The sequence below is a fragment of the Altererythrobacter xiamenensis genome (genome assembly GCF_900177715.1).
GTDB lineage: Bacteria > Pseudomonadota > Alphaproteobacteria > Sphingomonadales > Sphingomonadaceae > Erythrobacter > Erythrobacter xiamenensis.
The window spans coordinates 89,643-115,318 of sequence record NZ_FXWG01000001.1 but is presented as its reverse complement, the minus strand read 5'-3'; the positions used below and the strand labels follow the sequence as shown (position 1 = coordinate 115,318).

Here is a 25,676-nt window from a genome sequence, read left to right as displayed (position 1 = left end):
ACAGGCCGTTATCAGGATTGCCGCAGCTGCGGCGATGGCACGACTAGGTCTGCACGCGGGGGTTGTCATAACTTGCGTCCATGAAAATCTGCGCGCGGCGCTCACTGCGTATGGCGAGCCCCTTCGCCACCTTTCCTCCGGCATGCCGATAGTCAAGCTCGTCAGCGATCGCATCATAGTCGCCCGCGGCGATGGCTGCGTTGAGCTGCGGGCTCTCCTCCGACGAGACATTGCCTTCGCCGACATTGTAGACGAGGTCGACCAGTGCGTCGAACTCGTGCTGGTAGAGCTTGAGGTCACCCACCAGCCTCTGCACGGCAGCTTCAGCCTTGGCGAGATCGCGCTCAAGGAAGTCCAGGATCCGGGCGTAGCTTACCCTCTGACCGACATAGAGACCGTCTTCGGGAAGGACCAGATGTCCGACACCGACGGTGGGGTATCCTGCAACATCGCGATAAACGACTTCTCGCACGCCTTCCTCTTCGACCAGGGCTTGCTTGAAGGACTGGCTGACCGACAGTTTATGCGCCATCACGCGCGTCTGTGTCGGGTCGACTGTCTCGGTTATGTCCGTATCGATCACCGGCTGACCGAAAGATGCACTATCGGCCATGCCGGTATTCATCGCCATCACGCTGGCGGACAGCGCCATTGCCGCCTTGCGCTTGGTACGACGCTTCTTGATCGGAGGCTGCGGACCGCGTCGGCGCCTTTCGCTCATCCGGCGAAGTAGCGCGCGAACCCGGTCTCTCGGGCGCGAGAATGCCGGGCCGCGCGGGGCCCGTTTTGCTGGAGCATGATCCGAAGGTACGATTGCGCTTTCCCCTGGCTTGCGGCGAATGTTCGCGGCTCTACGCTGAATGCGGAGCCTGCAAAAAACGCCTCGTTATCATTCAGTTATATAACGGACGGAGGGGCCTAATCGGTCCACGCTTCAGCGTGGTTGAGCAACGGTTTAAGGGGTGGGCCGGCGATGTGCGGGGGAGGGGGCGGTGCTCGCCGATCCTGGAACAGACCGGCGAGCTCTCGCCATTTCGCAGATCACGCTAGCCTTGGTGCGACCCGAAGGGCTCAGCGGGAAGATACGAACGAAGAGGCACCAGTGGTGACGCATTCTTACAAATGGCGGGACTTCATTTTTCCTGTAGGCCGGTTTTAATCGCTCCAAGGAATTGAAAAACAGAGTAAAAACCTGAGAAAGATTTTGTTGGAATTCCTCGCAAGCATGCTGCCGGGTGTTTCGGCACCCTTTGTAATTCGCGCATAAATCCCCACATCCCGCGCTCGGGCGGGGAGCAACTGCCCGCCTGCCTTGACACATCAGAACATTTGCGGAACACGGCTTTTCATGTCCCTCACCAAAATCTCCGTCCGCGGCGCGCGCGAACACAACCTCAAGGGTGTCGATATCGATCTGCCGCGCGATGCGCTGATCGTCGTCACCGGGCTTTCCGGATCGGGCAAGTCTAGCCTCGCTTTCGATACCATCTATGCTGAGGGGCAGCGGCGCTATGTCGAAAGCCTTAGCGCCTATGCGCGCCAGTTCCTCGAAATGATGCAGAAGCCCGATGTCGAGCATATCGACGGGCTTTCGCCTGCCATTTCGATCGAGCAGAAGACCACCTCGCGCAATCCGCGTTCGACCGTCGCGACCGTCACCGAGATCTACGACTACATGCGCCTGCTGTGGGCGAGGGTGGGCGTGCCGTATTCGCCTGCGACCGGCAAGCCGATCAGTGCGCAAACCGTTTCGCAAATGGTCGACCGCGTCATGGCTCTACCGGAAGGGACGCGGCTTTACCTGCTCGCGCCGGTGGTGCGCGGCCGCAAGGGCGAATACCGCAAGGAACTGGCCGAATGGCAGAAGGCCGGCTTCACCCGTGTGCGGATCGACGGCGAGATGTACGGCATCGAGGAAGCGCCCGCGCTCGACAAGAAGTTCAAGCACGATATCGAAGTGGTGGTTGACCGGCTCGCCGTGAAAGAGGGGCTGGAAACGCGCCTTGCCGACAGTTTCGAAACCGCGCTCAAGCTGGCCGAGGGGCGGGCCTATGTCGATCTCGCCGATGGCGTGGTGCCGGGGCGTGAGGACGAGAGCGAAGCCGGCGGAGCGATGAAGGGCGCAGGGATCCCTGCCAATCGCATCGTCTTTTCCGAAAAGTTCGCCTGTCCGGTTTCCGGCTTCACGATCGAGGAGATCGAGCCGCGCCTGTTCTCCTTCAACGCGCCGCAGGGTGCCTGCGCGACCTGTGACGGGATCGGTGAAAAGCTGCTGTTCGACCCGCAACTGGTCGTTCCGAATGAGGCATTATCGCTCAAGAAGGGCGCGGTGGTGCCCTGGGCCAAGTCCAACCCGCCGTCACCCTATTACATGCAGGTGCTCTCCAGCCTTGCGAAGGCTTATGATTTCGACCTGACCACGCCGTGGAACGAGCTCGAGCCCGACCAGCGCATGATCATCCTCCACGGCACGGGCGGCATGCCGGTCGAGCTGACCTTCAAGGACGGGCGCAAGGAATATACCGTCCGCAAGCCGTTCGAAGGCGTGATCGGCAATCTCAACCGCCGCCTGCTGCAGACCGAGAGCGCGTGGATGCGTGAAGAGCTGGCGAAGTTCCAGACTGCGCAGCCGTGCGAGGCCTGCGGTGGCAAGCGTCTCAATGAAAAGGCGCTCGCGGTGCGTGTGGCGGAAACGGACATCGCCGAACCGACCAAGATGAGCGTCGCCGATGCGGTTGAATGGTTCGGCAGTCTCGAGGGCAAGCTTGGCGATACGCAGCAGCAGATCGCGCGCGCTATCCTGAAAGAGATCAACGAGCGGCTCGGCTTCCTCAACAATGTCGGGCTCGACTACCTCAATCTCGACCGGACCTCGGGCACGCTGTCGGGCGGGGAGAGCCAGCGCATCCGATTGGCCAGCCAGATCGGCAGCGGCCTGTCCGGCGTGCTCTACGTCCTCGACGAGCCTTCGATCGGCCTTCACCAGAAGGACAACGACCGGCTGCTGGAGACGCTCAAGCGCCTGCGCGATCTCGGCAATACTGTGATCGTGGTCGAGCATGACGAGGACGCGATCCGCACCGCCGACCATATCGTCGACCTCGGCCCCGGCGCGGGTGTTCACGGCGGCGAGGTTGTGGCGCAAGGCACGCTCAAGCAGATCATGAAGGCCAGGAACTCGATGACGGCGGACTACCTCACCGGTCGCCGCGAGATCGAGGTTCCGGCCAACCGCCGCAAGGGCAACGGGCACAAGCTCACCCTGCACGGGGCGAAGGCGAACAACCTCAAGGATGTGACCGCCTCCATCCCGCTCGGCACATTCACCTGCGTCACCGGCGTTTCAGGCTCGGGCAAGTCGAGCTTCACCATCGACACGCTCTACGCTTCGGCCGCGCGGCACCTCAATGGCGCGCGCGTGATCGCGGGGGCGCACGACAAGGTCACCGGCCTCGAATATTGCGACAAGGTGATCGAGATCGACCAGTCGCCGATCGGCCGCACCCCGCGCTCCAACCCGGCGACCTACACCGGCGCCTTCACTCAGATCCGCGACTGGTTCGCCGGACTGCCAGAGGCGCAGGCGCGCGGCTACAAGCCCGGCCGGTTCAGCTTCAACGTCAAGGGTGGCCGCTGCGAGGCGTGCCAGGGCGACGGGCTGATCAAGATCGAGATGCACTTCCTGCCCGACGTTTACGTCACCTGCGAGGAATGCGGCGGCAAGCGCTACAACCGCGAAACGCTGGAGGTGAAGTTCAAGGGCCACTCCATCGCCGACGTGCTCGACATGACGATCGAGGATGCGGAGGAGTTCTTCAAGGCCGTCCCCCCGATCCGTGACAAGATGCACATGCTGAACGAGGTCGGCCTCGGCTACGTCAAGGTCGGCCAGCAGGCGACCACCCTGTCAGGGGGCGAGGCGCAGCGGGTGAAGCTCGCCAAGGAGCTGTCGAAACGCAGCACCGGGCAGACGCTCTACATCCTGGACGAGCCGACCACGGGCCTCCATTTCGAGGATGTCCGCAAGCTCCTCGAAGTGCTCCATCGCCTCGTCGACCAGGGCAACAGCGTGGTGGTGATCGAACACAATCTCGACGTCATCAAGACCGCCGACCATATCCTCGACCTCGGGCCGGAAGGCGGCGTGCGCGGCGGCGAAGTGGTGGCCGAGGGTACGCCGGAAGAAGTGGCGCAGGAACCGCGCAGCTTCACCGGACAGTATCTGAAGCCCATGCTCGAACGGCAGGTGGCGAAGGAACGCGAACCCGCGGAATAACACTCCCAATACTTCCCCTTTCGGACGGCGCGCGCCCGGCGTAGGGTAGCGCCATGAGAAAAAGGGAGAATTCCATGCGCCAGTTCCAGAACCTCGCCCGGACAAGCCTCGTCGCGGCATCCGCCCTCGCGCTGTCCGCCTGCGCGAGCTACAGCGCCAACGACCCGCTCGACTTCGGCACGCGGCTCGCCGCCGACCTCGACGGGGCGAACGAAGTCCCGAAACTCGGCGATCCGGACGGCTCGGGAGATTTCCTCGCCGCGCTCAATGCGGAAGGTCGCATGTGCTACGAGATGGAGGCACGCGGGACCGATCTGATCACCGCCGCCCATATCCATGAAGGCGCAGCGGGCGTTGCCGGAGGCGTCGCCGCCCCGCTGATCACCCCGCAACTCGGCCAGCGCGCCAACGCCTGTACCGAGATCGACGCAGGCCTGGCCCAGCGCATCCTCGACAATCCGGGCGGCTTCTACGTGAACCTGCACAATGCGGACTACCCCGCCGGAGCAATCCGCGGACAGCTACGGATTGTGGAGTAGGGTTGCGGAGTTCGATAGAACCACGCTGCGAAATTAGTAGGGCGCGCTTCCTCATGACGGAAGCGCAATAGGCTGTTTAGCGCGGCCCGCCGAGAGCGATCAGCTCACGCCCAAGGACCTCCAAGCAAAACTCGAATGAGCCGTTCCCAACGGACTCCTGCGAGAGGCAATAGCCACCAATATCGAAGTCAGGATTGGTCAAATCACTTACCGGAGGAATCTCAATGCCTTGCGGATCAATCCTCGGATACTGTTCAGCAAGAGCGTCGATCTGGTTGCTCACGCTATCGTCTTGCGAATTATCACCGCAGGAGATCAGGCAGACGGTTATGAGAACAAGCAAAGCCTTGTGCGAACAATTCATTCATGATCTCCAGAAAGGAATTGCGTAGGCACGCATACCTTTTTGCCTACAAAGAGAGAAGAGGTATCGTAAACGGGCAGATTTGACTAGGTAGCCTAATATACCGCTCCCAAAGACAGGAAAACCCAAGTAAAAGAAAAATCGAAGGAAAATTCTAAATATTCAATGAAATATTTTGGGTTGTAAATATCCAAAATGTCTGTATTATTATTCATCAATATCGCGCATATCTGAGATTATTATTCGTTGCGGTATTCCGGCTTTGCTGCGCACAAAATAGCAGTCAGCTTCTACCATGTCCTTGTGCATCGCATTGACTACGGTCTGTCTCATATTCTGAAGTTCTTCTCCTGGAATAGAGAAAGAGGGGCGCCCCTCCCAATCTTCATTTTCAAACTTTCCCCATCCAGATTCCTTGTTGAATTGGACCACATCTATATCGATCGTCGTCAGGTGTCGATCAACATTCTCAGTGTCCACGGCATCAGCCATTTCTTTATCGGCACTCAGAATCTGAAATTGATTGTCGTTGACTGCGGCGGATATTGTTACCCGACTGGCACTTCGCCTAAGAGGCACATTCATTTCTCTTAGTAGTGGAGCTGCCATAGTAACCAGTTCGGCTTCTTGCTCCTCAGGGATGCTTCGAAGTATGTCGGCTTCTTGTAGCAGAGCGTCTTTGCGCTGTTGATCTGCTAAAAGCCTTTCGAACAGCTGTCGCTCTCGATCTTGAAGCTCTCGGTTCTCATCAATTTGTTGACGCAGCAAATCCAGCGTATTCTCGATTGTTTCGTCTCGCCCTGCGATAGTCATGTTGAAAGTGTCTAGGAGCCTGTCGCTATGTCCCAACGCTGTTCGAATATCATCTTCATCGCCGGATCTAAATATGCGGTCGACAACATATGAGAATAAGTAGCCAAGTGGGAGTTCGTACAACAAAGGGCCTGCCGCCGCTAATGTTGGACCAATCACTTCGAGGCCGTAGCTCCCCCTCTGTGGTGGAAGAATGACGATGTCGGGAGTATTTTTATATGTGATCTTTTTGGGAAATGTTCCGGAACGCCGAAAATTATCGAGTTTTACTAATAGTCGTGAAGCGGCATATTGGAACCTCGAGGACTCATAAAAATCCATGACATTCTGCGCAGCAAGTTTGCCATCGAAAACAAATTTTAGATGCTCAGCCAAATCTCGTCCCCTTTGGATACCAAAGGGCAGCTTATTTCTTTATTTCAGTTTAATACAAGAAGTTCGCGAGGCTTTTCCACGCGAGGCCAACTTGCGGCAATAGATGATAGGTATAATCCGATGAGCAAATTTAGCTTGTGTTCTTGCTGTCCTACAGGCCCCATTCTGAATAATTAGTCCGGTTCCCTCCCTCTCTCCCAAGGAGTGAACCGCATGCCCCACGATCCCTGCACCACCCCTTACGACAACACGAAACCCCTGCCGCGCGATGGCTCGCCGACCTTCGGTGCGCCGACGCCGGAGGACTGCGCGCGAAGCTGGCTCCGCCATGTCGAGGCGGGGAGGATCGGGAGGCAGGCTCCCATGCAGCCCGAGAACCTTCGCACCATCGTGCGCAACGAGCTGGCGATGTTCGGGAGGAGGTACTGAGTGGCGTGAGTCTTTGTTTACGCCCTCAAACGCCGGGCGCGACGCATCCGCGTCGCTTGGCTTCCGCGCCATACGGCGCGACGGCCAGTCGGCCTTGCGGGCCACTGGTCGTGGCCCGTTCTTTCGCCAGTTATCATGCGAGGCGCGGGCGAACGTGTTGGTAAAGTGTCAAGCAGGTCCAACACCCCGAAACCTACGGAATTCTGCCACAAACACTCCTTTCCGGCTGCTTGACAGGGTGTCAATTATGTCAAGTTTGTTGGAAAGGCTGCGCCCTCAGCCCTTGTCGAGGAGGAACACGAACTCGCGGACGGACTTGTCGCGCGCGGCGAGGTTCCGCGATCCGCGGAAGGTCGGGTACTCCTGGCTCGTCACGCGCAAACTGCCGAAGCGTTCGAGCATCGTGGTCATCGCCTCGGGCGCGATGAAGCCTTCCGAATTGTACGAGATGACGACGAAGCGCGCGCGGACCGCGGCGACGCAGTGGGTCAGCGCCTCGAGCGCGGTCGCAGGCTTGTTGAAGGCGCTGCGGTTCCAGTCCTTCGGGATGCCGGAGACGCGGCTCGCCTCCTGCGGCTCCTCGTACCGCGCGATGGCGTTGAGCATGAAGTAGTTCGAGCCATAGGGGTGCTGGTTGTAGGGCGGGTCGAGATAGGCGCAGTCGACCGGCTCCATCTGCTCGACCAGCGTCTCGGCGGGGAGGGCGGTGACGCGGGCCTCTGCCGGAGCCTCGAACAGGACGGGCGGCTCGATCGCGATGGGGGCGAGGATGCGGGAGAGCGCGTTCTCGGCGGCGCCGCCGAAGCGGCCGGTGCCCGCGCGGTCCTTGTAGAAGCCCTTGAACACGCCGGCGGTGTTGACGTGGCGGGAGGCTGCCGAGAGCAGCGGGCCCATGAGGAGGTCGGCGAAAGGCGCGGGGAGGGCGCGGATCGCGGGCGCGCAGGAGTCGAGGACCTGGGCGTTGCGGACGGTGTAGAAGACGCGGTCCTCGGGGGAGATGCGCTGCTCGTCTGCGGGCGCGTAGAGGCGGCGGATGAAGCCCTCGCGTGACGGTCGCTCATTGGCGAGGGCGGCGATGGCGGCGGTGTGGCGGGCGAGCTCTGCGTGGTCGATGGCAGAGGGGTTGGCGAGGAAGCAGCGGTTGATGGCCTGGGCGTAGGTTTCGAGGTCGTTGGCCCAGACGAGGGAGGCGCGCGACTTCATCAGGCGCGCGACAACGCCGGAGCCGGAAAAGAGGTCGAGCATCGACATGCGGCGATGGCCGAGTTCGGCCTGCACCTGCGCGAAGGCGCTGTCGATGAACGGGAGCAGCGCGCGCTTGTTGCCGATATAGGTGATGAGCTGGCGGGTGAGGAAGCTCTCGGGCGGGGCGATATACGGAGGCTCGGCGCGGGCCATGGTGGGGCGGCTATGGCATGTGGGCGGCCGGGCGGCAATGTGCGGGGTCTTGCGAAATTCGCCGCGCGAATACTATGATCGGCGTGGGAACAATGTGGGGGACTGGACACGATGGCTACCACAGCCACGAAGGCTGGCGCGCGCGCCTACGACGTGAAACCGCTTTTCGCGGAACCGTATTTCAAGATGAACATCGCGGATGCGATCAGTCCGGCGCAAGAGAAGTTCATCAAGGGTCAGACGATGATCCAGAACCAGACGAACCAGATCTCCGAGGAGCTCTACCTGTTTGAGCGAAAGGAACTGAAGAGCGTCAAACAGGCGATCCAGCAGGCGCTCGATACCTTCGCCAGGGAGGTCATGGGGATCACTCAGAGGCTGGAAGTGACGCAGAGCTGGTCGCTGATCAATCCGCCCGGCGTGGGAATGCATGGGCACACGCATTCAAACTCGATAATATCGGGTTCGCTCTATTACACCGAGATGCCCGACCCGCCGGGAAAGATGATTTTCGAGCGGCACAATCACTACCGGCAGATCGAACTGCTGGTCGATGAAGGTCGGAACAATATCTACAATGCGCCGCGCAACGCGATCATTCCGGCAAAGGGCGACCTGATCCTGTTTTCGAGCGGGCTGCAGCACTACGTTGAGCCGCACAATGAGCGCGAACCGCGCTACTCAATCGCGTTCAACACTTTCGTCAGGGGAAAGATCGGCAGTTTTCGTGACGTAAGCGAGTTACGGGTCTGAGCTTGACCGATTAGTCTTCCAGCAGGGCGAGTTCAACGCGCGCGTGACCTCTGCTGATCATGCCGAGTTGTTCTGCTGCTGCACGGCTAACATCGATCGTGCGACCACGCACGAAAGGCCCGCGATCGTTTACGCGGACGATCACGGAGCGTCCGTTGCGGGGGTTGGTCACTTCGACCAGGCTTCCAAAGGGAAGCGTCCTGTGTGCCGCCGTCAGCGCGTGCATGTCAAAGCGCTCGCCACTCGCGGTCGGTCGTCCGTGGAATCGGCGTCCATAGTACGAGGCAATGCCGGATCCGAGAGTACGTGCGGCCGGCGCGGTTTCAACCTCAATCGGAGGGTCGATCAACGTCACGTCAACGGCTCCGGGAACCGGTTCTGCATCCCTGTTCGGAACGGCGAAATCGGAAAATTCGCTGTGGAAGCCAGAGTCGCTGTCGCTGGATTCGGCGTGCCCGGCGGTGCCGAAGCACAGTGCCATGGCTGCGTAAGCTGTCAAAATACGACGCACATCTGAGCGGATAAGAGTTCCCGTCATGGCGATACGATATAGCGGTCGGGAGTAAAGCCAGGCAATTGTCTGGAGGCGCTTTGGCGCGGATTCGGGGCGTTCTGGCCATTCTGAACAGGTGAATCCCGCTCTGGGACAGCGATTCTCGGCGAATCCTGTTGAACAAGATCAATTAGCGGCCGCAAAGCAAATGGGGCCGGCAGTAAACTGCCGACCCCACTCTCACCGACGCGTGGGTGTCTCTTCAGGCGAACCTTCCGAAACGCACTTGGCGTCCGATGTCTAGGCTCCCAAACGGGTTGGAAGCTTTTGTCACCGGCGCTCGCGCCGGCATCCGGTGCCGTCTTCCGGCGGTTTCGACATGTCCGGACCGAAGTCCTTTCCTGTCGCACCTGCCTTCCGGCGGTACCGAGACCGATCATCCATGTTGGCCTGCTGTCTCAAACGGCTGGATCTCCGACCGAAGTCTTTGACCCGTCCTTCGACTACAGACCGAATGTCCGGTCTATCCGATGGAACAGCGATCGCGTTCTTCTCGATCAACTGGACTTGCTTCTGACCTAAGTCTTCTGCATGTCCGGCCTCAAAGACCGCGTGGACAATTTCCACCGTCTCGGTTGTTCTGAGAAACTCTCGTAAAATCAGCTCGTTAGAGCCAGATTTCCGGTTGGGTTTCTCTCCCTTCCGATGTCTTGAGACTGCGCTTTCGAAGTGAGTCGCGCAAGCTTGGCAAGGCCGAGTTATCCACTTTTCCTCAGATCATCTGTGGAGGGAGGTGGATAAGTCAACGCTTCGTCGCAAAATCTTGCGCTCGCCAGCCAAAATTGCCCCTCAGGGCTTTGGTCGGACCCGTTTGGCAAGCAATTTCAACCTCAGCGCATTGAGCGCGATGAATCCTGCAGCGTCCTTCTGGTCGTATGCGCCCGCATCGTCCTCGAAGGTCACGACGTCCTCGCTGTAGAGGTTGTAGTCCACGTCAGCGCGCCGTCCGACGACATCGGCGCTGCCCTTGTAGAGCTTCATGCGCACATCGCCGGTCACGCTGGCCTGGCTGTGATCGATCGCCGCCTGGAGCATTTCGCGCTCGGGCGAGAACCAGAAGCCGTTGTAGATCATCTCTGCATACTTCGGCATCAACTCGTCCTTGAGGTGCCCAGCACCGCGATCGAGTGTCAGCTGTTCGATGCCGCGATGGGCGCGCGCATAGATCTCGCCGCCTGGCGTTTCGTACATGCCGCGCGACTTCATCCCGACAAACCGGTTCTCGACCAGATCGAGCCGTCCGATACCGTGCTTGCGGCCGTAGTCGTTAAGCGCCGCCAGCAGCGTCGCCGGGCTCATCGCCTCACCATTGATCGCGGTCGCATCGCCGCGTTGGAAGCTGATGGTGATATATTCGGGCTCGTCCGGAGCATCCTCCGGATTGACCGTGCGCGAATAGACATAGTCCGGGGTCTCTTCCCACGGATCCTCCAGCACCTTTCCTTCGGAAGAGGTGTGCAGCAGGTTCGCATCGGTCGAGAAGGGGCTTTCGCCGCGCTTATCCTTTGGAACCTGGATCTGGTGCGTTTCCGCCCACGCAATCAGCGCGGTGCGGCTCGTCAGATCCCATTCGCGCCACGGAGCGATTACCTTGATGTCTGGATTGAGCGCATAGGCCGAAAGCTCGAAGCGGACCTGATCGTTGCCCTTGCCGGTCGCACCATGCGCGATGGCTCCCGCGCCGGTCTCCGCCGCAATCTCCACCAGACGTTTCGAGATCAGTGGCCGCGCGATCGAGGTGCCGAGCAGGTAATCACCTTCGTAACGAGCATTGGCGCGCATCATCGGGAAGACGTAATCGCGTACGAACTCCTCGCGCAGATCCTCAATGTAGATGTGCTCGTCGGGAATGCCCATCGCGCGGGCCTTCTCGCGCGCCGGCTCGATTTCCTCGCCCTGGCCGAGATCGGCGGTGAAGGTTACGACCTCCAGCCCGCGCTCGACTTCGAGCCATTTGGCGATGACCGAGGTATCGAGGCCGCCCGAATAGGCGAGTACTACACGTTTTGGATCAGACATGGATTGCGCGCTCCTGCGAATACGCTGCGCCCGCTAACAGGCGAGGGGGCGCGGAGCAATCGCGATTAGCTTGCGCTCGCGGAAGCATCTCTTTTGCAAGACCGGCATCCTCGGTTGAAAGATCGCTGCGAAACATGGCGCGAGAATGGACTGCGCGCCGCGGGTAGGAAAATACGATCCGCGCTGTCTTGCTATCCGCGTAAGCGCTCTTCCGCCTCTGCCATGTAGTCGCGCGTGATCGGCAGCGCATGGCGGCTGCGCGCGAACTGGATCTGGTAATTGCCCATGCCGCCGCTTTCGAAAGCCGCGGTCGCGCCGGAGAGGTAGAAGGTCCACATGCGGTAGAAGCGCTCGTCCATCAGGTCGATGATCGCCTCGCGATTGGCCTGAGCATTGGCGTACCATGCGCGCAAAGTCTTGGCATAATGCAGTCGTAGCGTTTCAATGTCCGTGTGGATCAGCCGCATCTTTTCAGAGGCTGCCAACGTCTCCGATAGCGCCGGAATGTAGCCGCCCGGAAAGATGTATTTCGAGGTGAAGGCGTCGGTCTTGCCCGGCCCGCCAAACCGCCCGATGGTGTGGATCAGCATCACCCCTTCGTCCGTCAGCAAGTTGGCGCAAGATCGGAAGAAGGTCTCGAACTGCGGGCGGCCGACATGTTCGAACATCCCCACGGACACGATGCGGTCGAAGCGCTCTCCACGTTTGGCGAGATCGCGATAATCGACCAGCTCGAACGACACACGTTCGGACACGCCCGCAGCTTCGGCGCGCTCCTTCGCCAGCGCGAGCTGTTCTTCGGAGAGGGTGATGCCGGTGACGCGCACATCGAAATGCTGCGCAAGGAAGATTGCCATGCCGCCCCAACCGCAGCCGATATCGAGTACGCGCTGACCGTCCGACAGGTGGAGCTTCGCCGCGATATGCGCGAGCTTCGCCTCCTGCGCTTGTGCCAGCGTCTCGACACCCGGAGCCCAATAGGCGCAGCTATATTGCATGTGCTCGGGATCGAGCATCAGGCGATAGAGATCATTTCCGATGTCGTAGTGATGCGCGACATTGCGTTTCGAACTGGCCGCCTGGTTGAAACTGCTGCGCAGAAACTTAACGCCGTCCTTGACCCGGCGGAGCGGGGAAGGGGGCCTCAGCGTGCCGCCCCGTTCCCAAGGACTGTTCATCCGCAGCAGTTGGACGAGGCTCATGATATCGCCCTGTTCGACCACGATGCGGCCGTCCATGTAGGCTTCGCCGGCACCCAGCCGCGGATCGAGCAGGATATCGCGCACGACGCGTTTGTCGGTCAGGCGGATCGCGACCTCGGGATAGCCCTCGCTCGGCGTGCCGAGAGTGTGCACCTCGCCCGACGCCATCGTCACGGTGAGGTGCCCCTTCTTGATCACGGAACCAAGAAAGCGATCGATCAGCGGATTTGGCATGGTCGATCCTCCATAAAGCGGCCCAATCTAAGTCTTCCTCGGTCAAATCGAAACCTTGACCTTCGTCAATGTTCCAAGTCAGTCAATCGGTCATCCAGTGTCATATGCATGAGGTGACGTTGCAAGGGCGCGATGACCTTGAGGGGCCAGAGACCGCAAGCGCCGATGCGAATGGAAGTTCCGCGCTCGAAGCGATCGATCTTCGCAAGGCCTATGGGCGTCGTCCGGTGCTGGGCGGGATCAGTCTCAAGGTAAGACAGGGAGAGGTCGTCGGGCTGTTCGGAGCCGATGGCGCGGGCAAGACGACAACCTTCTACTGCATGCTCGGCTTGGTGAAACCCGATGCCGGCAGGGTGATGCTTAACGGCTCGGACATCACTCATCTTCCCTTCTATCGACGCGCAATCATGGGGCTGGGTTATTTGCCTGAGCAGACATCGATTTTTCGCGGTCTGACTGTCGCGCAGAACATCAGCGCCATGCTGGAGTTGGTGGAGCCCGATCCGGACGTGAGGGCGGGCCGACTGGAGGAATTGCTCAATGGCCTCGATGTAACGCATTTACGCGATGCATCAGCCAATTCGCTGTCGGGCGGTGAGCGGCGACGCTGCGAAGTCGCCCGGGCGTTGGCGCTCGATCCACTCTTCATGCTCCTCGACGAGCCGTTTGCCGGTATCGACCCGCTGACCATCGCCAGCATCAAGAGCATGATCCGTGACATGAAGAGGCGGAACATCGGCATATTGGTGACCGACCAGAATGTCCCCGAAATGCTCTCGGTCATCGACCGGGCATATGTCATCGATGCAGGGACCAATATCTACGAAGGATCGCCCGAAGCGATGATGCACGATGCTGCAGTCCTCGCGCACTACCTTGGCAATGAGGATTGAGCGGCCTGACCCGGTGAATGCTATTCCGCCGCTTCCTTAAGCCCCGGATCGAAGCGCCAGTCGGGTATTTCGCCCACTTCACGCAGCCTGGCGCTTTCCTCGTGAATATATTCGCGCGTCATCGGGATTGCCGCACGGTCCTTCACGTACTGCAACTGCCAGTTGACCATTGTCCCGTTGCGGAAGCTCTGCTCGGCCCCGGCGAGATAGAACAGCCACATGCGATAGAATTCTTCGTCATACATCGCGGTGATTTCCTCGCGGTGCATCACGGTGCGTGCATACCATTCCTCCAGCGTGTGCGAGTAATGGAAGCGCATCGCCTCGACATCCATCACCTGCCATCCATAGCGTTCGCTCTGCGTCACGAGTTCGCTCAGCGCGGGGATATAGCCGCCGGGGAAGATGTATTTGCGCGTCCAGGCGTCGGTAAAGCCGGGAGGGCCCGCGCGCCCGCAGCAATGGCTGACCATGACCCCGTCCGGCTTCAGCAGGCGGTTGGTGTGCTCGAAGAATTGCGGATAGTGGATCGTGCCGACATGTTCGAGCAGACCGACGCTGGAAATACGGTCGAAGCGCCCACCGTCCTCGGTTTCGACATCGCGATAGTCCATCAGCGCAAACTTCACCTTGTCGGCGACGCCGGCGGCCTCCGCGCGCTCCTTGCAGAAGGCGATCTGGTCCGGCGCGAGCGCCACGCCGAGCACCTCGCAATCGTACATTTTGTTGAGGTAGAGCGCGAAACCGCCCCAGCCGCAACCGATGTCGAGTACCTTCATCGGTTTGCCGCCGTTGTCCTTGGGCCGTTTCATGTAAAGCTTGGCGGCGAGATGCGCTTTCTTGTCCATCTGCGCCTGTTCGAGCGAGGTCTGCGAGGGATCTTCCTCGCGGTAATAGGCCATGGTGTACTGGCGATCCTCGTCGAGGAAGCGTTCGTAAAGCTGGCGGGTCAGATTGTAGGTGTGCTCGGCGTTCTTGCGCGCGCTGGCGCGAAGGTTGATCCCGTCGAGCTTGGCGACAAGCTTCTGCGCGCCACGGCGGAAAGGTCCCTTGGGCTTGAGTGAGGCCTCGCCTAGGCTTTTCGCGTTCATCGTCACGAACAGGATCATGTCGCGAATGTCGTGTGGTTCCTCGACCACGAGCCAGCCCCACATGAAGGCCTCGCCCGCGCCGAGCTGCGGATAGCGCGCGATATGCGCCGCGGACTTCTTGTTGGTCAGGCGAATGCGGATCGGGCCGGGCCGTCCGCCGACCCGCTCGTCATAATCGCCGCCACCGGGGCCGTAGCTGTATTCCTTGCCATCGTGATCGGTGACGATCAGCTGGCCATGTTTGATGGCTGTCTTCAGAAATTTGTCGAGTAGCCACATGGTCTTGGATGTTCCCCCTGATTGGACCCGCGCGCAGACTGCGTTTCATGCGCTGGCCTGTCAATCATGGAGGGAAGGGAAAGCTGTGGCCGAAACCCGTCGACCGATCAGACGCCGGCGTACCACTGGTAGCCCGAGCGATCCTCCCAATAGCCGCCCTTTCCGGCACCGACATCGTCGAGGCTGGCGACAGCTTCGATGGCGGTGAGGTATTTGGGATGCTTGTAGCCGAGCTGCCGCTCGATCCGCATACGCAAGGGTGCCCCGTTCTTCTCGGGTAGCGGCTCGCCGTTCAGCATGTGCGCGATGATCGTCTGCGGGTGATAGGCATCGACCATGTCGACGCTTTCGTAATAATCCTGACCGTTGAGATTGTCCGCACAGCGGAAGACGATGAAGTTCGCGCCCTCCTGTACGCCCGCTGCATCGAGCAGGGTGGAGAGCTGCGGGCCGGTCCATTCGCCGATCGCGCTCCAGCCCTCGACACAATCGTGGCGGGTGATCTGGGTGCGCTGCGGCAGGCGGCGGATGTTCTCCATGCTGAGCGAGAGTGGCGTATCGACAAGCCCGCGCACTTCCAGCGTCCAGTCGGGAAAGCCACTGTCGAGCGCTTGGCGATAAGCATCCGTATCGACCGTGAGCGAGCCATTCCCGCGAAAGGTCGGCGAAAGATCGGCGCGCGTGTATTCCTTGGCCAATGCCTGCCGATTGGCGAGTGCGCGATGCGCCTTGCGGTGCCAGTCCTCCGCTGCGGAAAGGAGGGAGGAGCCTGTCTCGCTATCGGCGATCTTCGAGCAGGCGCCTGCGAAAAGCGCCGCCATTCCGGCAAGGGCTGTCCTGCGTTTCACGCCATCGCTCATTTGCGGCCTCCTGTAATCATCCCTCGGATCTGCCGGATCGGGCCGGTGACGAGCACCAGCAGGACATGCACGACGAAGAACCCTGCGATCGCCCAGGCGGTGATGAAGTGGATCGAGCGCGCGCTCTGCCTGCCGCCGAAGATGTCGACTAGCCACGGCATGGATGGTTCGATCCCCGGGCTGATCGCCATGCCGGAGAAAACCATGACCGGCAGGAATATCCCGAGCACGACGCCATAAGTCAGCTTCTGGAGGAAATTGTATCCGCCATCATGGTCGAAGCGGAACTTGAGGTGATCGACGATATCCTGCCAGATCGCGCGCGGTGTCCACTCCTCGCGGGTTGTCCTGAGGTCACGCCAGAAATGCTTGTTCGCCAGCATCGCGACCCAGATGAACAGCAGGCCCAGGGCAAAAGGCCAGGCCATCAAGATGTGCCAGTCGCGCGCCTCGGCGAGGTTGTAATAGCCCGGGATTGTCGCCCAGCCGGGAAAGCGGATCACGCTGGTCCATGCATCGGCGGGGGAGAAGCCGTATTCGCCCCAGTAGAGATAGCGGTGCGCGTTGGAGATGTTCAGCCCGCTCATGAACAGGACGATGATGCACACGAGGTTGAGCCAGTGCCACAGGCGGGTGGAGAGGGCATGCTTCTTCATGAGGCGTCCTGCATCTCGCGGGCAAGGTAGATCACGTCGCGATCCTGGTCGAGCAGGTGTTGCCCGCTGTCGATGAAAAGCGTTTCGCCCGACCGGAGCTTTCCGCTCGCCAGAAACAGCGCCGCCTGCGCGACCTCTTCCGCACCGGTCTTGCGCCCCAAGAGGTTGAGCCGGTGGGAAATCTCGGTCTCTTCTTCGCTCTGGTCGTGGCTGGCGAGGATTGCGCCGGGTGCCAGCCCATATACCCTGTCCTCTGGACCTGCCGCGCCCATCGCCAGCATCGGAATGGTGGCGGCCAGTGCGTGCTTGCTCATGGTGTAGCTGAAGAAGTCGGGATTGGGATTCTCGATCTTCTGATCGGTTATCTGGATCACACACCGTCCCCCTTGCGCCTTTGCCTTCGCCAGAAAAGCCTGTGCCATGATCGTCGGCGTCACGGCGTTGACCTGCATTGCCTGCCGGTTCGTCGCAGGGTCGAGTGCGGTTACATCGTCAGGCGAAAATACCGAGGCGGAGTTTATCAGCACACGCCAGTTGTCGAGCCGCGAAGCCAGCTCCTCGACCATCGCTTTGGCTTTGCCGCCGTCGTTCAAATCGCACTGAATGGTCTCGGCGGAAGGGAGGGACTGTGCCAGCGCCTCGGCTTCGTCGTCCGATCCGAAATAATGGATCACGCAATGCCAACCTGCCGCGGCGAAATGCCTGACGATCTCGGCCCCGATGCGGGTGGCGCCTCCGGTGACGAGAACTGCGGGCTTTACCATGCCCTCTTGGAGCATGTTTGGCGCGAAGAAGAAATAAGAAAGGGCCGCGCTCCGATGTGGAACGCGACCCCTTCAATCTTTCGATTGCGACCCGAAAGATCAGATTAGCGGCACTTCAGGTCACCACGATCGATTTCGCGGCCCAGCAGTCCGCCGGCAGCTGCGCCGAGAATAGCGCCAAGCGTCTTGTCGCCGCGTCCGGCAAGCTCGTGGCCCGCCAGTGCGCCGACGCCGGCACCGATAACAAGACCGGTCGTCCCGTTGTCGCGGCGGCAGTAATACCGGCCGTCATCACCGCGCCACACGCGGCTCGAACGGTCGAGACGACGCGGTTCGCGATAATATCCGCGCGAATCGTAGATGGCGCGGTCCTTGGCACGCTTCCCATGTGCCGGGGCCCACGGCGGCGGATCGGCTGCAGCCGGAGCAGCGGTGCCGAGACCGGTGAGGGCCATGGCGGAGGCGGCGAATGCGATTGCGAGCTTTTTCATAGTCTTTTTCCCATTCTTCGAGTGTTCTACCCGATCAACGGTCCTTCTCGTTCAGCGATCCACAACGCTGGATGAACGCCGAAGGTAAACGCGATTTTTGCGACGAGGCGTGTTTGCGGACGCGATGAATCGCATCGGATTACCGCGAAAGGCGTTTCCTGATATCGAGCACCAGACGATCCGACACGCGCGGGACTGCCGCCAACTGTTCAAGCTCGGCGTCAGGCGCGCGATTCGCCCCGTAAACGCTTAGAAAGGCCCGCGCGACGCTCCAGCGCATATCGCCGGTTTCCACGCGTTCCAAGTGGTCGCCAGCCTGAGCCATGCCCGGCTCGAGAACGCGATAGAACCAGCCCGGCCTCGCGGCGCTGACGATGGCCTTCACCATGCCTTTCGCCTCCAGGTGTTGTTCGATGGTCGAACATGGCTGGCGCGGCTGGGTGACCTCGATCAGCGCGCTGCCCAGGCGAAAGCGGTCGCCGATATGGACATCATGCTCGGTCAGGCCGGTCGTCGCGATGTTTTCGCCCATGCTGCCAGCTCCGCCGAGGCGATTGAGCTGTCCGAAATGGTACCGCAGCCAATCGTAATGTTCCTGCGGAAAATGATGCAGCGCCATGGCGGGATAGCCATGATGCTTGCGGTCGACCTGCTCGTCGGTCTCTATCCCGCGCACGCCGATCATTACCGGTCCTTCGAGCGGCTGCTTATGGATTCCGCTCGATTTGCCGGAGGGCAGGGTGCTTGCTGCCCCTGCGCAAATGGCAGCGACTTGTAGCTTCATGCGGCTGATTTTCGGAGGAACAAGGCAATCCAGTCGCGTTGCGTGCCATCGGCACCTTTGCCGGGATATATCTCGCTTTTGACAATCTGAAAACCGGCCGCCTCATAGGCTTGCGCAATCCAGCGCTCATCGGGAAAATTGTGCAATCGCCCAAGCAGGTCGCGGCCTTCGCCGGTTCCCAGCTTGTAATTGGCGAAATGCCAGCCTCCCGGTTTGAGCGCGGCGAGGATCGCTTTCAGCACGCCAGGCAGTTCGGGGCGAGCAAGATGCAGCAGGCAGGCATGCGCCCACACGGCGTCATATTCCTCGATCGCGTCCAGCTCGTCGAACCGCATCAACCGCGCTCCCACAGCGAATCTCTCATTGGCTTTCCTGACCATCGCCGGAGTGCCATCGGTCGCGTCCAAGTCGAAACCCCGCTCGATGATCCGCGCAGCATCCCTTCCGCCACCACATCCCAGTTCGAGCAGGCGTGCACCTGGCTCGAGCTGGTCGAGGAAGCCATCAAGGTGGCGGCTGGGCGCCTGCCCGAAACTCAAAGTATAGCGCGGTGCCTCGCGCTGGTAGAAGGCGATGGTATCGTTATCGGGCATGGCCGGTCGACCATAGTCTCGAGTGCAATCGCCGCAAGCATGCCGCCTGTCTGGATTTTGCGTTTCATGCTATCAAGTATTGGCACGAAATGACGGGGGAGGGGCTTATGCTGCCGCTTAAGATACTCACGTGGAACGTCGAACATTTCTATGGCGGAGGAGGAAGCGATACTGCGACGCGGCAGAAACGGCGGAACCGGCTCAAGCGAATTGTCGAGTATCTCAAAGAAGAGGATCCCGACGTTTTCGGCATTTCGGAAGTGTCGAGCGGTTTCGTCTACCAGGCCATGGTCGAAGCCTTCCCCAACCATACCTTCAACATCACGACCGGCCAGCAATCGCAGCAAATCCTGATCGGTGTGCGCTCCGGACTTGGCGCATTCTTCACACAGAAGGACGAGTTCAAGCGCAACAATATCTATCTGCGCCCTGGCGCATTGCTCACCGTGCATGACAATGGCGTCCACATCCCCATCCTGTTCGTGCACCTGAAGAGCATGACCGCTCCCGAAGGCTTCGGCCTGCGCGATGCGATGTACGAACGGATTTTCTCGCTCAAGAATGCGCTCGACGATGCCGCGCAGGCCATGACCGGCAATGATGACGAGAGCGCCAATTTCATCGTGCTGGGCGACTATAACACGATGGGCATGAAGTATTACCGAAACATCGGAAATATCAGTCTGAACCGCGAGATCGAGGTGCTGGAAAAGCGCATGAGATCGCGCGATATGCGGATGGCGAGCAAGAGCCATCCGAACTCCTACTGGCCGGGCTCATCGTCCTCGATAGACCCGTCGCCGCTCGATCACGTATTCGTCGCCGATCACATGACGCTGAAGCAGACTGCGGGGAAGGAAGTGAAAGTGAAGGGCTGGGCAGAGCTCAACACCGACAGCGAGCGGGACGAATGGACCGAGAAATGGTCCGATCACGCACCGCTGGTCTTCACGGTAACCGGGGTATGAGCGAAACTAGCCGGCGGGCTGGCTAGGGGCCTTTGCCGCCTCTGCTGCCTCCGCTTCTTCACGATCCCGCTGCGCGCGGCTCTTCTTCTCTGCTGCCGTCTTGAGCTGGCCGCAGGCCGCATCGATGTCGCGACCGCGCGGGGTGCGAACCGGCGCGCTGATCCCGCCTTCGAACACGATATCGGAGAAGCGCTTGATCCGTTCCGGCGTCGAGCATTCGTAATTCGCGCCGGGCCAGGGGTTGAACGGGATGAGGTTCACCTTGGCCGGCAGGTTGTACTGCTTGAGCAGGCGGACAAGCTCATGCGCATGCTCGTCGGTATCGTTCTTGTCCTTGAGCATGACATATTCGAACGTGATGCGGCGGGCGTTCGATGCGCCGGGATAATCGGCGCAGGCCTGCAGCAATTCCTCGATGCCGTATTTCTTGTTGAGCGGGACGATCTCGTCGCGGATTTCCTTGGTCACCGCGTGGAGCGACACCGCCAGATTGACGCCGATTTCCTGGCCGCAGCGCTCCATCGCCGGGACGACACCGCTGGTCGAAAGCGTGATGCGGCGCTTCGACAGGGCAAGCCCGTCGCCGTCCATGACTAGCTTGAGCGCGCCTTTGACGTTGTCGAAATTGTAGAGCGGTTCGCCCATGCCCATCATCACGATGTTGGTGAGCAGGCGCCCGTCGGCGGTGTAGTGCCCCGCATCCTCCGCTTCATCGAGACCGGCCATGCTGCCCTTGGGCCATTCGCCCAGCGCATCGCGCGCGAGCATGACCTGACCGACGATTTCCCCGGGCGTCAGATTGCGCACCAGCTTCATCGTGCCGGTGTGGCAGAAGCGGCAATTGAGCGTGCAGCCGACCTGAGAGGAGACACACAGCGTTCCGCGATCGGCGTCGGGGATGAACACCATCTCGAACTCGTGGCCGTCCGCCGTGCGTAGCAGCCATTTGCGCGTGCCGTCGGAGGAATGCTGAGCCTCGACCACATCGGGGCGGCCGATCACGAAGCGTTCGGTAAGCCACGGGCGCATGGTCTTGGCGATATCGGTCATCGCTTCGAAATCGGTGACGCCGCGATGGTAGAGCCAATGAAACACCTGCTTCGAACGCAGTTTGGCCTGCTTGGCGTCGAGACCAGCCTCTTCGAACAGTTCGCGAATACGATCCTTGGAGAGGCCGATCAGGTCGATACGGCCATCGGCGCGCGGCGTGATGTCACGCGCGACGGGAACGGGATCCACCTGTCCGGGGATCGGCATGAGGTCTGTGTCGGCCATGGGAGCGGCGCATATAGTGATTCCGCCCCGATAATGGAAGCGCAGCCATGCGGGCGCGCAAAAATGCCGCGCAAACCGTCTCGTTCCCACCATTCGACGATTTCTCAAAGCGGCTCGTCGACGGCAACGGGTTCCCGTCAATCCGGCGCTCGCAGGATACAGTTCATCGCATGATTTGTATCATAAAAACAACAATTTGATGTTGTGCGAGGTTAATGAAACAAACCGCCGTTTCGCCCCGTTCTGGTGGTCCGTGGCGCGCTGAAAACGCCACTTGAAGAAAGAACGGAGTACCAAGAATGAAAAAGATCGTAGCAATGCTGGTCGCCGGGTCGACCATCGCAATCGCAACCCCCGCTATGGCGCAAAGCGCCGATGACCCCTTCACCGGCCCGCGCGTCGAGGCTCTGGTCGGCTATGACGATGTGAAGGCCGGAAGCAGCGTCGATGACGACGGAAACGAGAACAACGACCAGTCGATCGAAGGTGTCACTTACGGCATCGGCGTCGGCTATGACGTCGACCTTGGCGGCGCAGTCGTCGGTGTAGAAGGTGAATGGACCGATTCGACTGCCAAGACCGAGTTTGCAGACGGCGATTTCGAAGGCTTCGGCTTTGGCCGGGTCGATGCTGGCCGTGACCTTTACATCGGTGCGCGTGCCGGTGCGAAGGTCCAGCCCGACCTGCTGCTCTATGCCAAGGGTGGTTACACCAATGCGAAGCTGAACGTCCTCGCCAATGACGGCGTGACCGAGTTCGACGAGGACTATAACCTCGACGGGTTCCGCGTCGGCGCGGGTGCGGAATACGCGATGAGCGAGAACAGCTTCTTCAAGCTCGAATACCGCTACTCGAACTACAAGGAAGGCGAAGTCGATTTCGACGGGACGCTTCCCGATAGCGAGCGCTTCGACGTCGATCTCGACCGTCACCAGGTGATGGCAGGTTTCGGCCTGCGCTTCTAAGCCGACAGTCCGACGAACAAGAGAAAGCCGGGGGCAGATCGCTCCCGGCTTTTTCGTATGCGCAATCAGCGCCTCGCGCAGCCTACAGTGGCGGCGTCCATAGCCGTGGCGACACCGCCCAGATCATATGTGTTGGAGAAGCGCCGCCCGCGGCTGTCGACGGCGCTGACGGTGAGGCGCGAACCGGCGCGAAGGGCTGCGACGATGGCTGCATCCATCGTCTTGTCTTCGGCCCAGGCATCGCCGCCGCCGCCGGTGAGACGAAAGCGCCGCCCATTGATGTTGGCTGTCACACGCGCGTTCTTCGCCAGCTTGCGGGACAGGCGAAAGTGCACCTGGCCGCGGATCCCGCGCTCGGGCCAGGTGCCAATGCTGGCATAAGGCTCGTAATCGCGCTCCAGCGTGCTCGGGCGCGGCTTGGCGATGGCATAGCAACGCGGGACCGAGGGATCGCGGAAAGCCGCCCAATTCTCATATACGCCCAGATTGTCCTTCGCAGCGGTCGGAACGGCTGCAAGAAGCAATGACAGAGGGAAAAGCGCGGCAAGCCTAATCATAGGAGATGGCGACAACTTCCCATTCTTTCGCACCGCCGGGAAGGGTCACCGTCCGTAAATCCCCGACGGATGCGCCGCGCAGCGCGCGCGCCATGGGCGAGGACCAGCCGATCCGGCCGGAACCTGCGTCCTGCTCGTCATCGCCGACGATGGTGACGCGCTTCTCGTTGTCGTCTTCATCCGCCAGAGTGACGCTTGCGCCAAAGAATACCCGCGACCGATCCGGCTGCGCTCCTGGATCGACCACACGCAAGGCTTTCATCCGGCGGGCCAGATGCGCCAGCTCGCGGTCGATCTCCCGCATGCGCTTCTTGCCGTAGAGATAGTCGCCGTTCTCGCTGCGGTCGCCATTGCCGGCCGCCCAGCTGACGATCTCGACGATCTCGGGGCGTTCGGTGCCGAACAGATGGTCGTAACGCGCTTTGAGCGCGGCCATGCCGGCAGGTGTTATCGGATCGCCCTGAGGTTTCATCGAAGGCGCTGTAGCACGAGGCTCTAGCGAAGGAAGTAGTCGATCGAACGCGGACGGTTCGCCGGTGCCTTCTCGGGATACATGTTGTCGTAGGCGACCGCGTTTCCGAGCACGCGCATGATGTAATAGCGGGTCTCGAAATTGGATGGGATCTTCTCGATCCATGTCACATAGTCGATCTCGCCGGTGCGCGGATCGCCGTTCAGGCGCAGCCACTGGTTCACGCGGCCCGGCCCAGCATTATAGGCGCCAAGTGCGAGCGGGTAGGATCCGTTGTAGTAATCGAGCATGCGGCGGAAATAGGCATCGCCCAGACGGATGTTGTAATGCGTGTCGCCGGTAAGGTTTGCAGACATGTAATTCATGCCGAGCTTGCCAGCCTGCTCCCGCGCGGTACCCGGCATGAGCTGCATCAGCCCGCGAGCGCCCGCGTGACTGACGCGGTTACGGTCAAATTCGCTTTCCTGCCGCATGATCGCGTGGCTCATCGTCCAGTCGACGCCATAGGGCACCGAGACGGTCGGGTGCCCGAACTTCTCGAAGCCGGACAGCCCGTGCTCGGGCGCGGTCAATCCGGCGACCACGGCCATCTCTTCGAGGCCAAGCGAGCGAGTCAGATCGACCAGCAGTGCCATCTTGCCCGGCGTGTCGGCCTTGTCGGCCAGTGCGCTGAAGAATGCGCGTTCGGTGCGCCAGTCGCGGCGGTTGTTGGCAATGGCCCGCAGCGCGCCGACTGCCGGATCGGCCTGGAAAGCGGCACGTTCGGCATCGGTCGGAACGACAGGCGGCTGATCGGCGAAACTCGGGATCGCGCGACCCAGTGAATTGAGCGCAAGCTGGCCGTAATACTGGTCGGCATATTGTGCGGCTTGGTTCCAATAACGCTCGGCAGCGGCGCGGTCTCCTGCTTGCGAGGCAGCGCGACCGGCCCAGAACAGTCCCTTCGAGCGGGTCAGCGGCGTCTTGGCTGCCATGCCATAACGATAGAACAGCGGCGCCGCGGTGTTGCCGTCGCCGAGGCTCCACAGAGCCTTGGTCCCGCCGAGCCACATCAGGTCGGTATATTTGTCGCGCAGGCGGAAACTGCCGTCGCTGATATCGGTGTCCGGCGGGAATAGGTCGTCGACCTTGCCGGCGATTTGTGCAGCCTGGCGCGCGCCAGCGCCCTTTGCGACATCGAGCATGAGCGAGACCATATCGTCAGGCTCGAATGCGGGCTGATCGAATGTGGGCCTTTCGGCCAGCAGCGAGACGGCCTGGTAGGGCTGCCCCGAACGGCGAAAATATTTGGCGAGGTTGTAGACATAGCCCGCATCGCTGCGTGCGGACTGCGGCGTCGCGACCCCTGCGTTGGAAGGCATGTCACCTTGAACGAGAGCGAGACGCGCCATGTAGATGTCGCGCCGGTCGGGGGAGACATTGATGATCTGGCGGACCGCCGCCTCCTTATCGTCCTGCCATAGCAGCGCGTTCATGCGTGCCGCGTGATCGGCCTGGGTAAAGCGAGGGCCGAAGAGGCCGAGCAGATAGGCCTCAGCCGAACCACTCATGGAACCTGCTCGCCATGCTTCGCGCGCGGTGTCGAGCGCCTCGGGCCGGTTCTTGGCCGCGAGGGCGAGGGCATAGCGCGCGCGGCCCGAATTGGTCAGCGGCGGGTACTGGTCGAAGAACTGGATCAGTCGCTCTGTCGTAGGCGCTTCGTTGTCGAGCGCATTTTCCGCGCGGGTCCTGAACGTGCTTTCGCGCGGGAATCCCGGATAGGCGAGCAGGAAGCTGGCATAGGGTTCAAAACCCAGATTCTGCGCTTCGGCAAGATATTCCCAGCGATCGACTGCCCGCGCCATGCTGCCCGGCTGGTTAGCCACCATCTGGACCCGGGCCTTCTCGGATTGGGTCGTAGCCGGTTGGGTGGTGCTTTGTGCAACAACTGGAGCGGAAACCGCCGCCAGAAGGCTGCTGGTCAGGATGGCGATTCGGCGCGGTTTTCTAAGCATGCTGGACATCCTGCTAAAGTGATCCTTATCAGACGCTGAATCAATTCCCCGAATGTCTAACTGTTCCATTATTTTCATG

At 60.7% G+C, this 25,676-nt stretch carries 25 protein-coding genes; 7 read left to right on the top strand and 18 right to left on the bottom strand.

Going from position 1 to position 25,676, the window contains the following annotated elements; all coding sequences use genetic code 11:
- Window positions 1-43: 43 nt before the first annotated feature.
- Window positions 44-721, bottom strand: coding sequence for a lysozyme (locus CCE89_RS00580; RefSeq protein WP_234989867.1), 678 nt, complete (start codon window positions 719-721; stop codon window positions 44-46).
- A gap of 627 nt (window positions 722-1,348) precedes the next feature.
- On the opposite strand from CCE89_RS00580, the gene uvrA reads away from it, so the two are divergent.
- Together uvrA and CCE89_RS00570 are read left to right on the top strand one after the other, a co-directional pair.
- Entirely contained in the window at window positions 1,349-4,276 is a 2,928-nt protein-coding gene (uvrA, locus tag CCE89_RS00575) for an excinuclease ABC subunit UvrA (RefSeq protein ID WP_086436114.1), read from the top strand.
- Between the two features lie 74 nt (window positions 4,277-4,350).
- Window positions 4,351-4,815: a CHRD domain-containing protein gene (locus CCE89_RS00570; protein ID WP_159456556.1), complete on the top strand. Its 465-nt coding sequence runs from the start codon at window positions 4,351-4,353 to the stop codon at window positions 4,813-4,815.
- A gap of 76 nt (window positions 4,816-4,891) precedes the next feature.
- On the opposite strand, the gene CCE89_RS00565 is transcribed toward CCE89_RS00570, so the two are convergent.
- Window positions 4,892-5,098, bottom strand: coding sequence for a hypothetical protein (locus CCE89_RS00565; protein ID WP_159456555.1), 207 nt, complete (start codon window positions 5,096-5,098; stop codon window positions 4,892-4,894).
- Between the two features lie 288 nt (window positions 5,099-5,386).
- Complete coding sequence (locus CCE89_RS00560; protein ID WP_086436111.1) at window positions 5,387-6,367, bottom strand: hypothetical protein; 981 nt, start codon at window positions 6,365-6,367, stop codon at window positions 5,387-5,389.
- A gap of 213 nt (window positions 6,368-6,580) precedes the next feature.
- Between CCE89_RS00560 and CCE89_RS00555 the strand changes: the two genes are divergently transcribed.
- Complete coding sequence (locus tag CCE89_RS00555; RefSeq protein WP_086436110.1) at window positions 6,581-6,796, top strand: hypothetical protein; 216 nt, start codon at window positions 6,581-6,583, stop codon at window positions 6,794-6,796.
- 276 nt (window positions 6,797-7,072) lie between these two features.
- On the opposite strand, the gene CCE89_RS00550 is transcribed toward CCE89_RS00555, so the two are convergent.
- Window positions 7,073-8,194: a DNA adenine methylase gene (locus CCE89_RS00550; protein ID WP_086436109.1), complete on the bottom strand. Its 1,122-nt coding sequence runs from the start codon at window positions 8,192-8,194 to the stop codon at window positions 7,073-7,075.
- A 111-nt stretch (window positions 8,195-8,305) separates the two neighbouring features.
- Between CCE89_RS00550 and CCE89_RS00545 the strand changes: the two genes are divergently transcribed.
- A complete protein-coding gene (locus CCE89_RS00545) occupies window positions 8,306-8,947 on the top strand; it encodes a TIGR02466 family protein (protein WP_086436108.1) in 642 nt (213 codons plus the stop codon).
- 10 nt (window positions 8,948-8,957) lie between these two features.
- Here CCE89_RS00545 and CCE89_RS00540 read toward each other — a convergent pair whose 3' ends face one another.
- The 3 genes from CCE89_RS00540 to CCE89_RS00525 all read right to left on the bottom strand — a co-directional run bounded on the left by CCE89_RS00540 (window position 8,958) and on the right by CCE89_RS00525 (window position 12,955).
- Window positions 8,958-9,485: a septal ring lytic transglycosylase RlpA family protein gene (locus tag CCE89_RS00540; protein WP_086436107.1), complete on the bottom strand. Its 528-nt coding sequence runs from the start codon at window positions 9,483-9,485 to the stop codon at window positions 8,958-8,960.
- Between the two features lie 804 nt (window positions 9,486-10,289).
- Window positions 10,290-11,519 carry an argininosuccinate synthase gene (locus tag CCE89_RS00530; RefSeq protein WP_086436105.1) on the bottom strand — a complete coding sequence of 410 codons (1,230 nt, stop codon included), beginning with the start codon at window positions 11,517-11,519 and terminating at the stop codon, window positions 10,290-10,292.
- A gap of 191 nt (window positions 11,520-11,710) precedes the next feature.
- Entirely contained in the window at window positions 11,711-12,955 is a 1,245-nt protein-coding gene (locus CCE89_RS00525; protein ID WP_086436104.1) for a class I SAM-dependent methyltransferase, read from the bottom strand.
- A 104-nt stretch (window positions 12,956-13,059) separates the two neighbouring features.
- On the opposite strand from CCE89_RS00525, the gene lptB reads away from it, so the two are divergent.
- Entirely contained in the window at window positions 13,060-13,848 is a 789-nt protein-coding gene (lptB, locus tag CCE89_RS00520) for an LPS export ABC transporter ATP-binding protein (RefSeq protein WP_086436103.1), read from the top strand.
- A gap of 20 nt (window positions 13,849-13,868) precedes the next feature.
- Here lptB and CCE89_RS00515 read toward each other — a convergent pair whose 3' ends face one another.
- From CCE89_RS00515 to CCE89_RS00485, 7 genes are all read right to left on the bottom strand, one after another.
- On the bottom strand, window positions 13,869-15,218 hold the full coding sequence (locus CCE89_RS00515) for an SAM-dependent methyltransferase (protein WP_086436102.1): 1,350 nt from the start codon (window positions 15,216-15,218) through the stop codon (window positions 13,869-13,871).
- Window positions 15,219-15,325: 107 nt separating this feature from the next.
- Window positions 15,326-16,078: a molybdopterin-dependent oxidoreductase gene (locus CCE89_RS00510; RefSeq protein ID WP_086436101.1), complete on the bottom strand. Its 753-nt coding sequence runs from the start codon at window positions 16,076-16,078 to the stop codon at window positions 15,326-15,328.
- On the bottom strand, window positions 16,075-16,734 hold the full coding sequence (locus tag CCE89_RS00505) for a cytochrome b/b6 domain-containing protein (RefSeq protein ID WP_086436100.1): 660 nt from the start codon (window positions 16,732-16,734) through the stop codon (window positions 16,075-16,077). Before CCE89_RS00505 ends, CCE89_RS00510 begins: the two co-directional genes overlap by 4 nt.
- On the bottom strand, window positions 16,731-17,498 hold the full coding sequence (locus tag CCE89_RS00500; RefSeq protein WP_086436915.1) for an SDR family oxidoreductase: 768 nt from the start codon (window positions 17,496-17,498) through the stop codon (window positions 16,731-16,733). Before CCE89_RS00500 ends, CCE89_RS00505 begins: the two co-directional genes overlap by 4 nt.
- A gap of 104 nt (window positions 17,499-17,602) precedes the next feature.
- Window positions 17,603-17,989: a glycine zipper 2TM domain-containing protein gene (locus CCE89_RS00495; protein WP_086436099.1), complete on the bottom strand. Its 387-nt coding sequence runs from the start codon at window positions 17,987-17,989 to the stop codon at window positions 17,603-17,605.
- A 139-nt stretch (window positions 17,990-18,128) separates the two neighbouring features.
- A complete protein-coding gene (locus tag CCE89_RS00490; RefSeq protein WP_234989865.1) occupies window positions 18,129-18,674 on the bottom strand; it encodes an MOSC domain-containing protein in 546 nt (181 codons plus the stop codon).
- 95 nt (window positions 18,675-18,769) lie between these two features.
- Window positions 18,770-19,366, bottom strand: a complete 597-nt coding sequence (locus CCE89_RS00485; protein WP_086436097.1) for a class I SAM-dependent methyltransferase — start codon at window positions 19,364-19,366, stop codon at window positions 18,770-18,772.
- Window positions 19,367-19,473: 107 nt separating this feature from the next.
- Here CCE89_RS00485 and CCE89_RS00480 point away from each other — a divergent pair, with 107 nt between their 5' ends.
- Entirely contained in the window at window positions 19,474-20,334 is an 861-nt protein-coding gene (locus CCE89_RS00480; protein WP_159456554.1) for an endonuclease/exonuclease/phosphatase family protein, read from the top strand.
- A 6-nt stretch (window positions 20,335-20,340) separates the two neighbouring features.
- On the opposite strand, the gene rlmN is transcribed toward CCE89_RS00480, so the two are convergent.
- Window positions 20,341-21,609, bottom strand: a complete 1,269-nt coding sequence (gene rlmN, locus CCE89_RS00475; RefSeq protein WP_086436095.1) for a 23S rRNA (adenine(2503)-C(2))-methyltransferase RlmN — start codon at window positions 21,607-21,609, stop codon at window positions 20,341-20,343.
- Window positions 21,610-21,908: 299 nt separating this feature from the next.
- Here rlmN and CCE89_RS00470 point away from each other — a divergent pair, with 299 nt between their 5' ends.
- Entirely contained in the window at window positions 21,909-22,574 is a 666-nt protein-coding gene (locus CCE89_RS00470; protein WP_086436094.1) for an outer membrane beta-barrel protein, read from the top strand.
- 65 nt (window positions 22,575-22,639) lie between these two features.
- Here CCE89_RS00470 and CCE89_RS00465 read toward each other — a convergent pair whose 3' ends face one another.
- Genes CCE89_RS00465 through CCE89_RS00455 form a run of 3 tightly spaced genes read right to left on the bottom strand, consistent with a single transcriptional unit; the run spans window position 22,640 to window position 25,597 of the window.
- The gene (locus CCE89_RS00465) at window positions 22,640-23,131 is read right to left on the bottom strand and encodes an invasion associated locus B family protein (protein ID WP_086436093.1); all 492 of its coding nucleotides are present in this window, start codon (window positions 23,129-23,131) and stop codon (window positions 22,640-22,642) included.
- On the bottom strand, window positions 23,124-23,603 hold the full coding sequence (greB, locus tag CCE89_RS00460; protein ID WP_086436092.1) for a transcription elongation factor GreB: 480 nt from the start codon (window positions 23,601-23,603) through the stop codon (window positions 23,124-23,126). The genes CCE89_RS00465 and greB overlap by 8 nt, the downstream gene beginning before the upstream one ends.
- Window positions 23,604-23,626: 23 nt before the next feature.
- Complete coding sequence (locus CCE89_RS00455) at window positions 23,627-25,597, bottom strand: lytic transglycosylase domain-containing protein (RefSeq protein WP_234989864.1); 1,971 nt, start codon at window positions 25,595-25,597, stop codon at window positions 23,627-23,629.
- Window positions 25,598-25,676 lie beyond the last annotated feature (79 nt).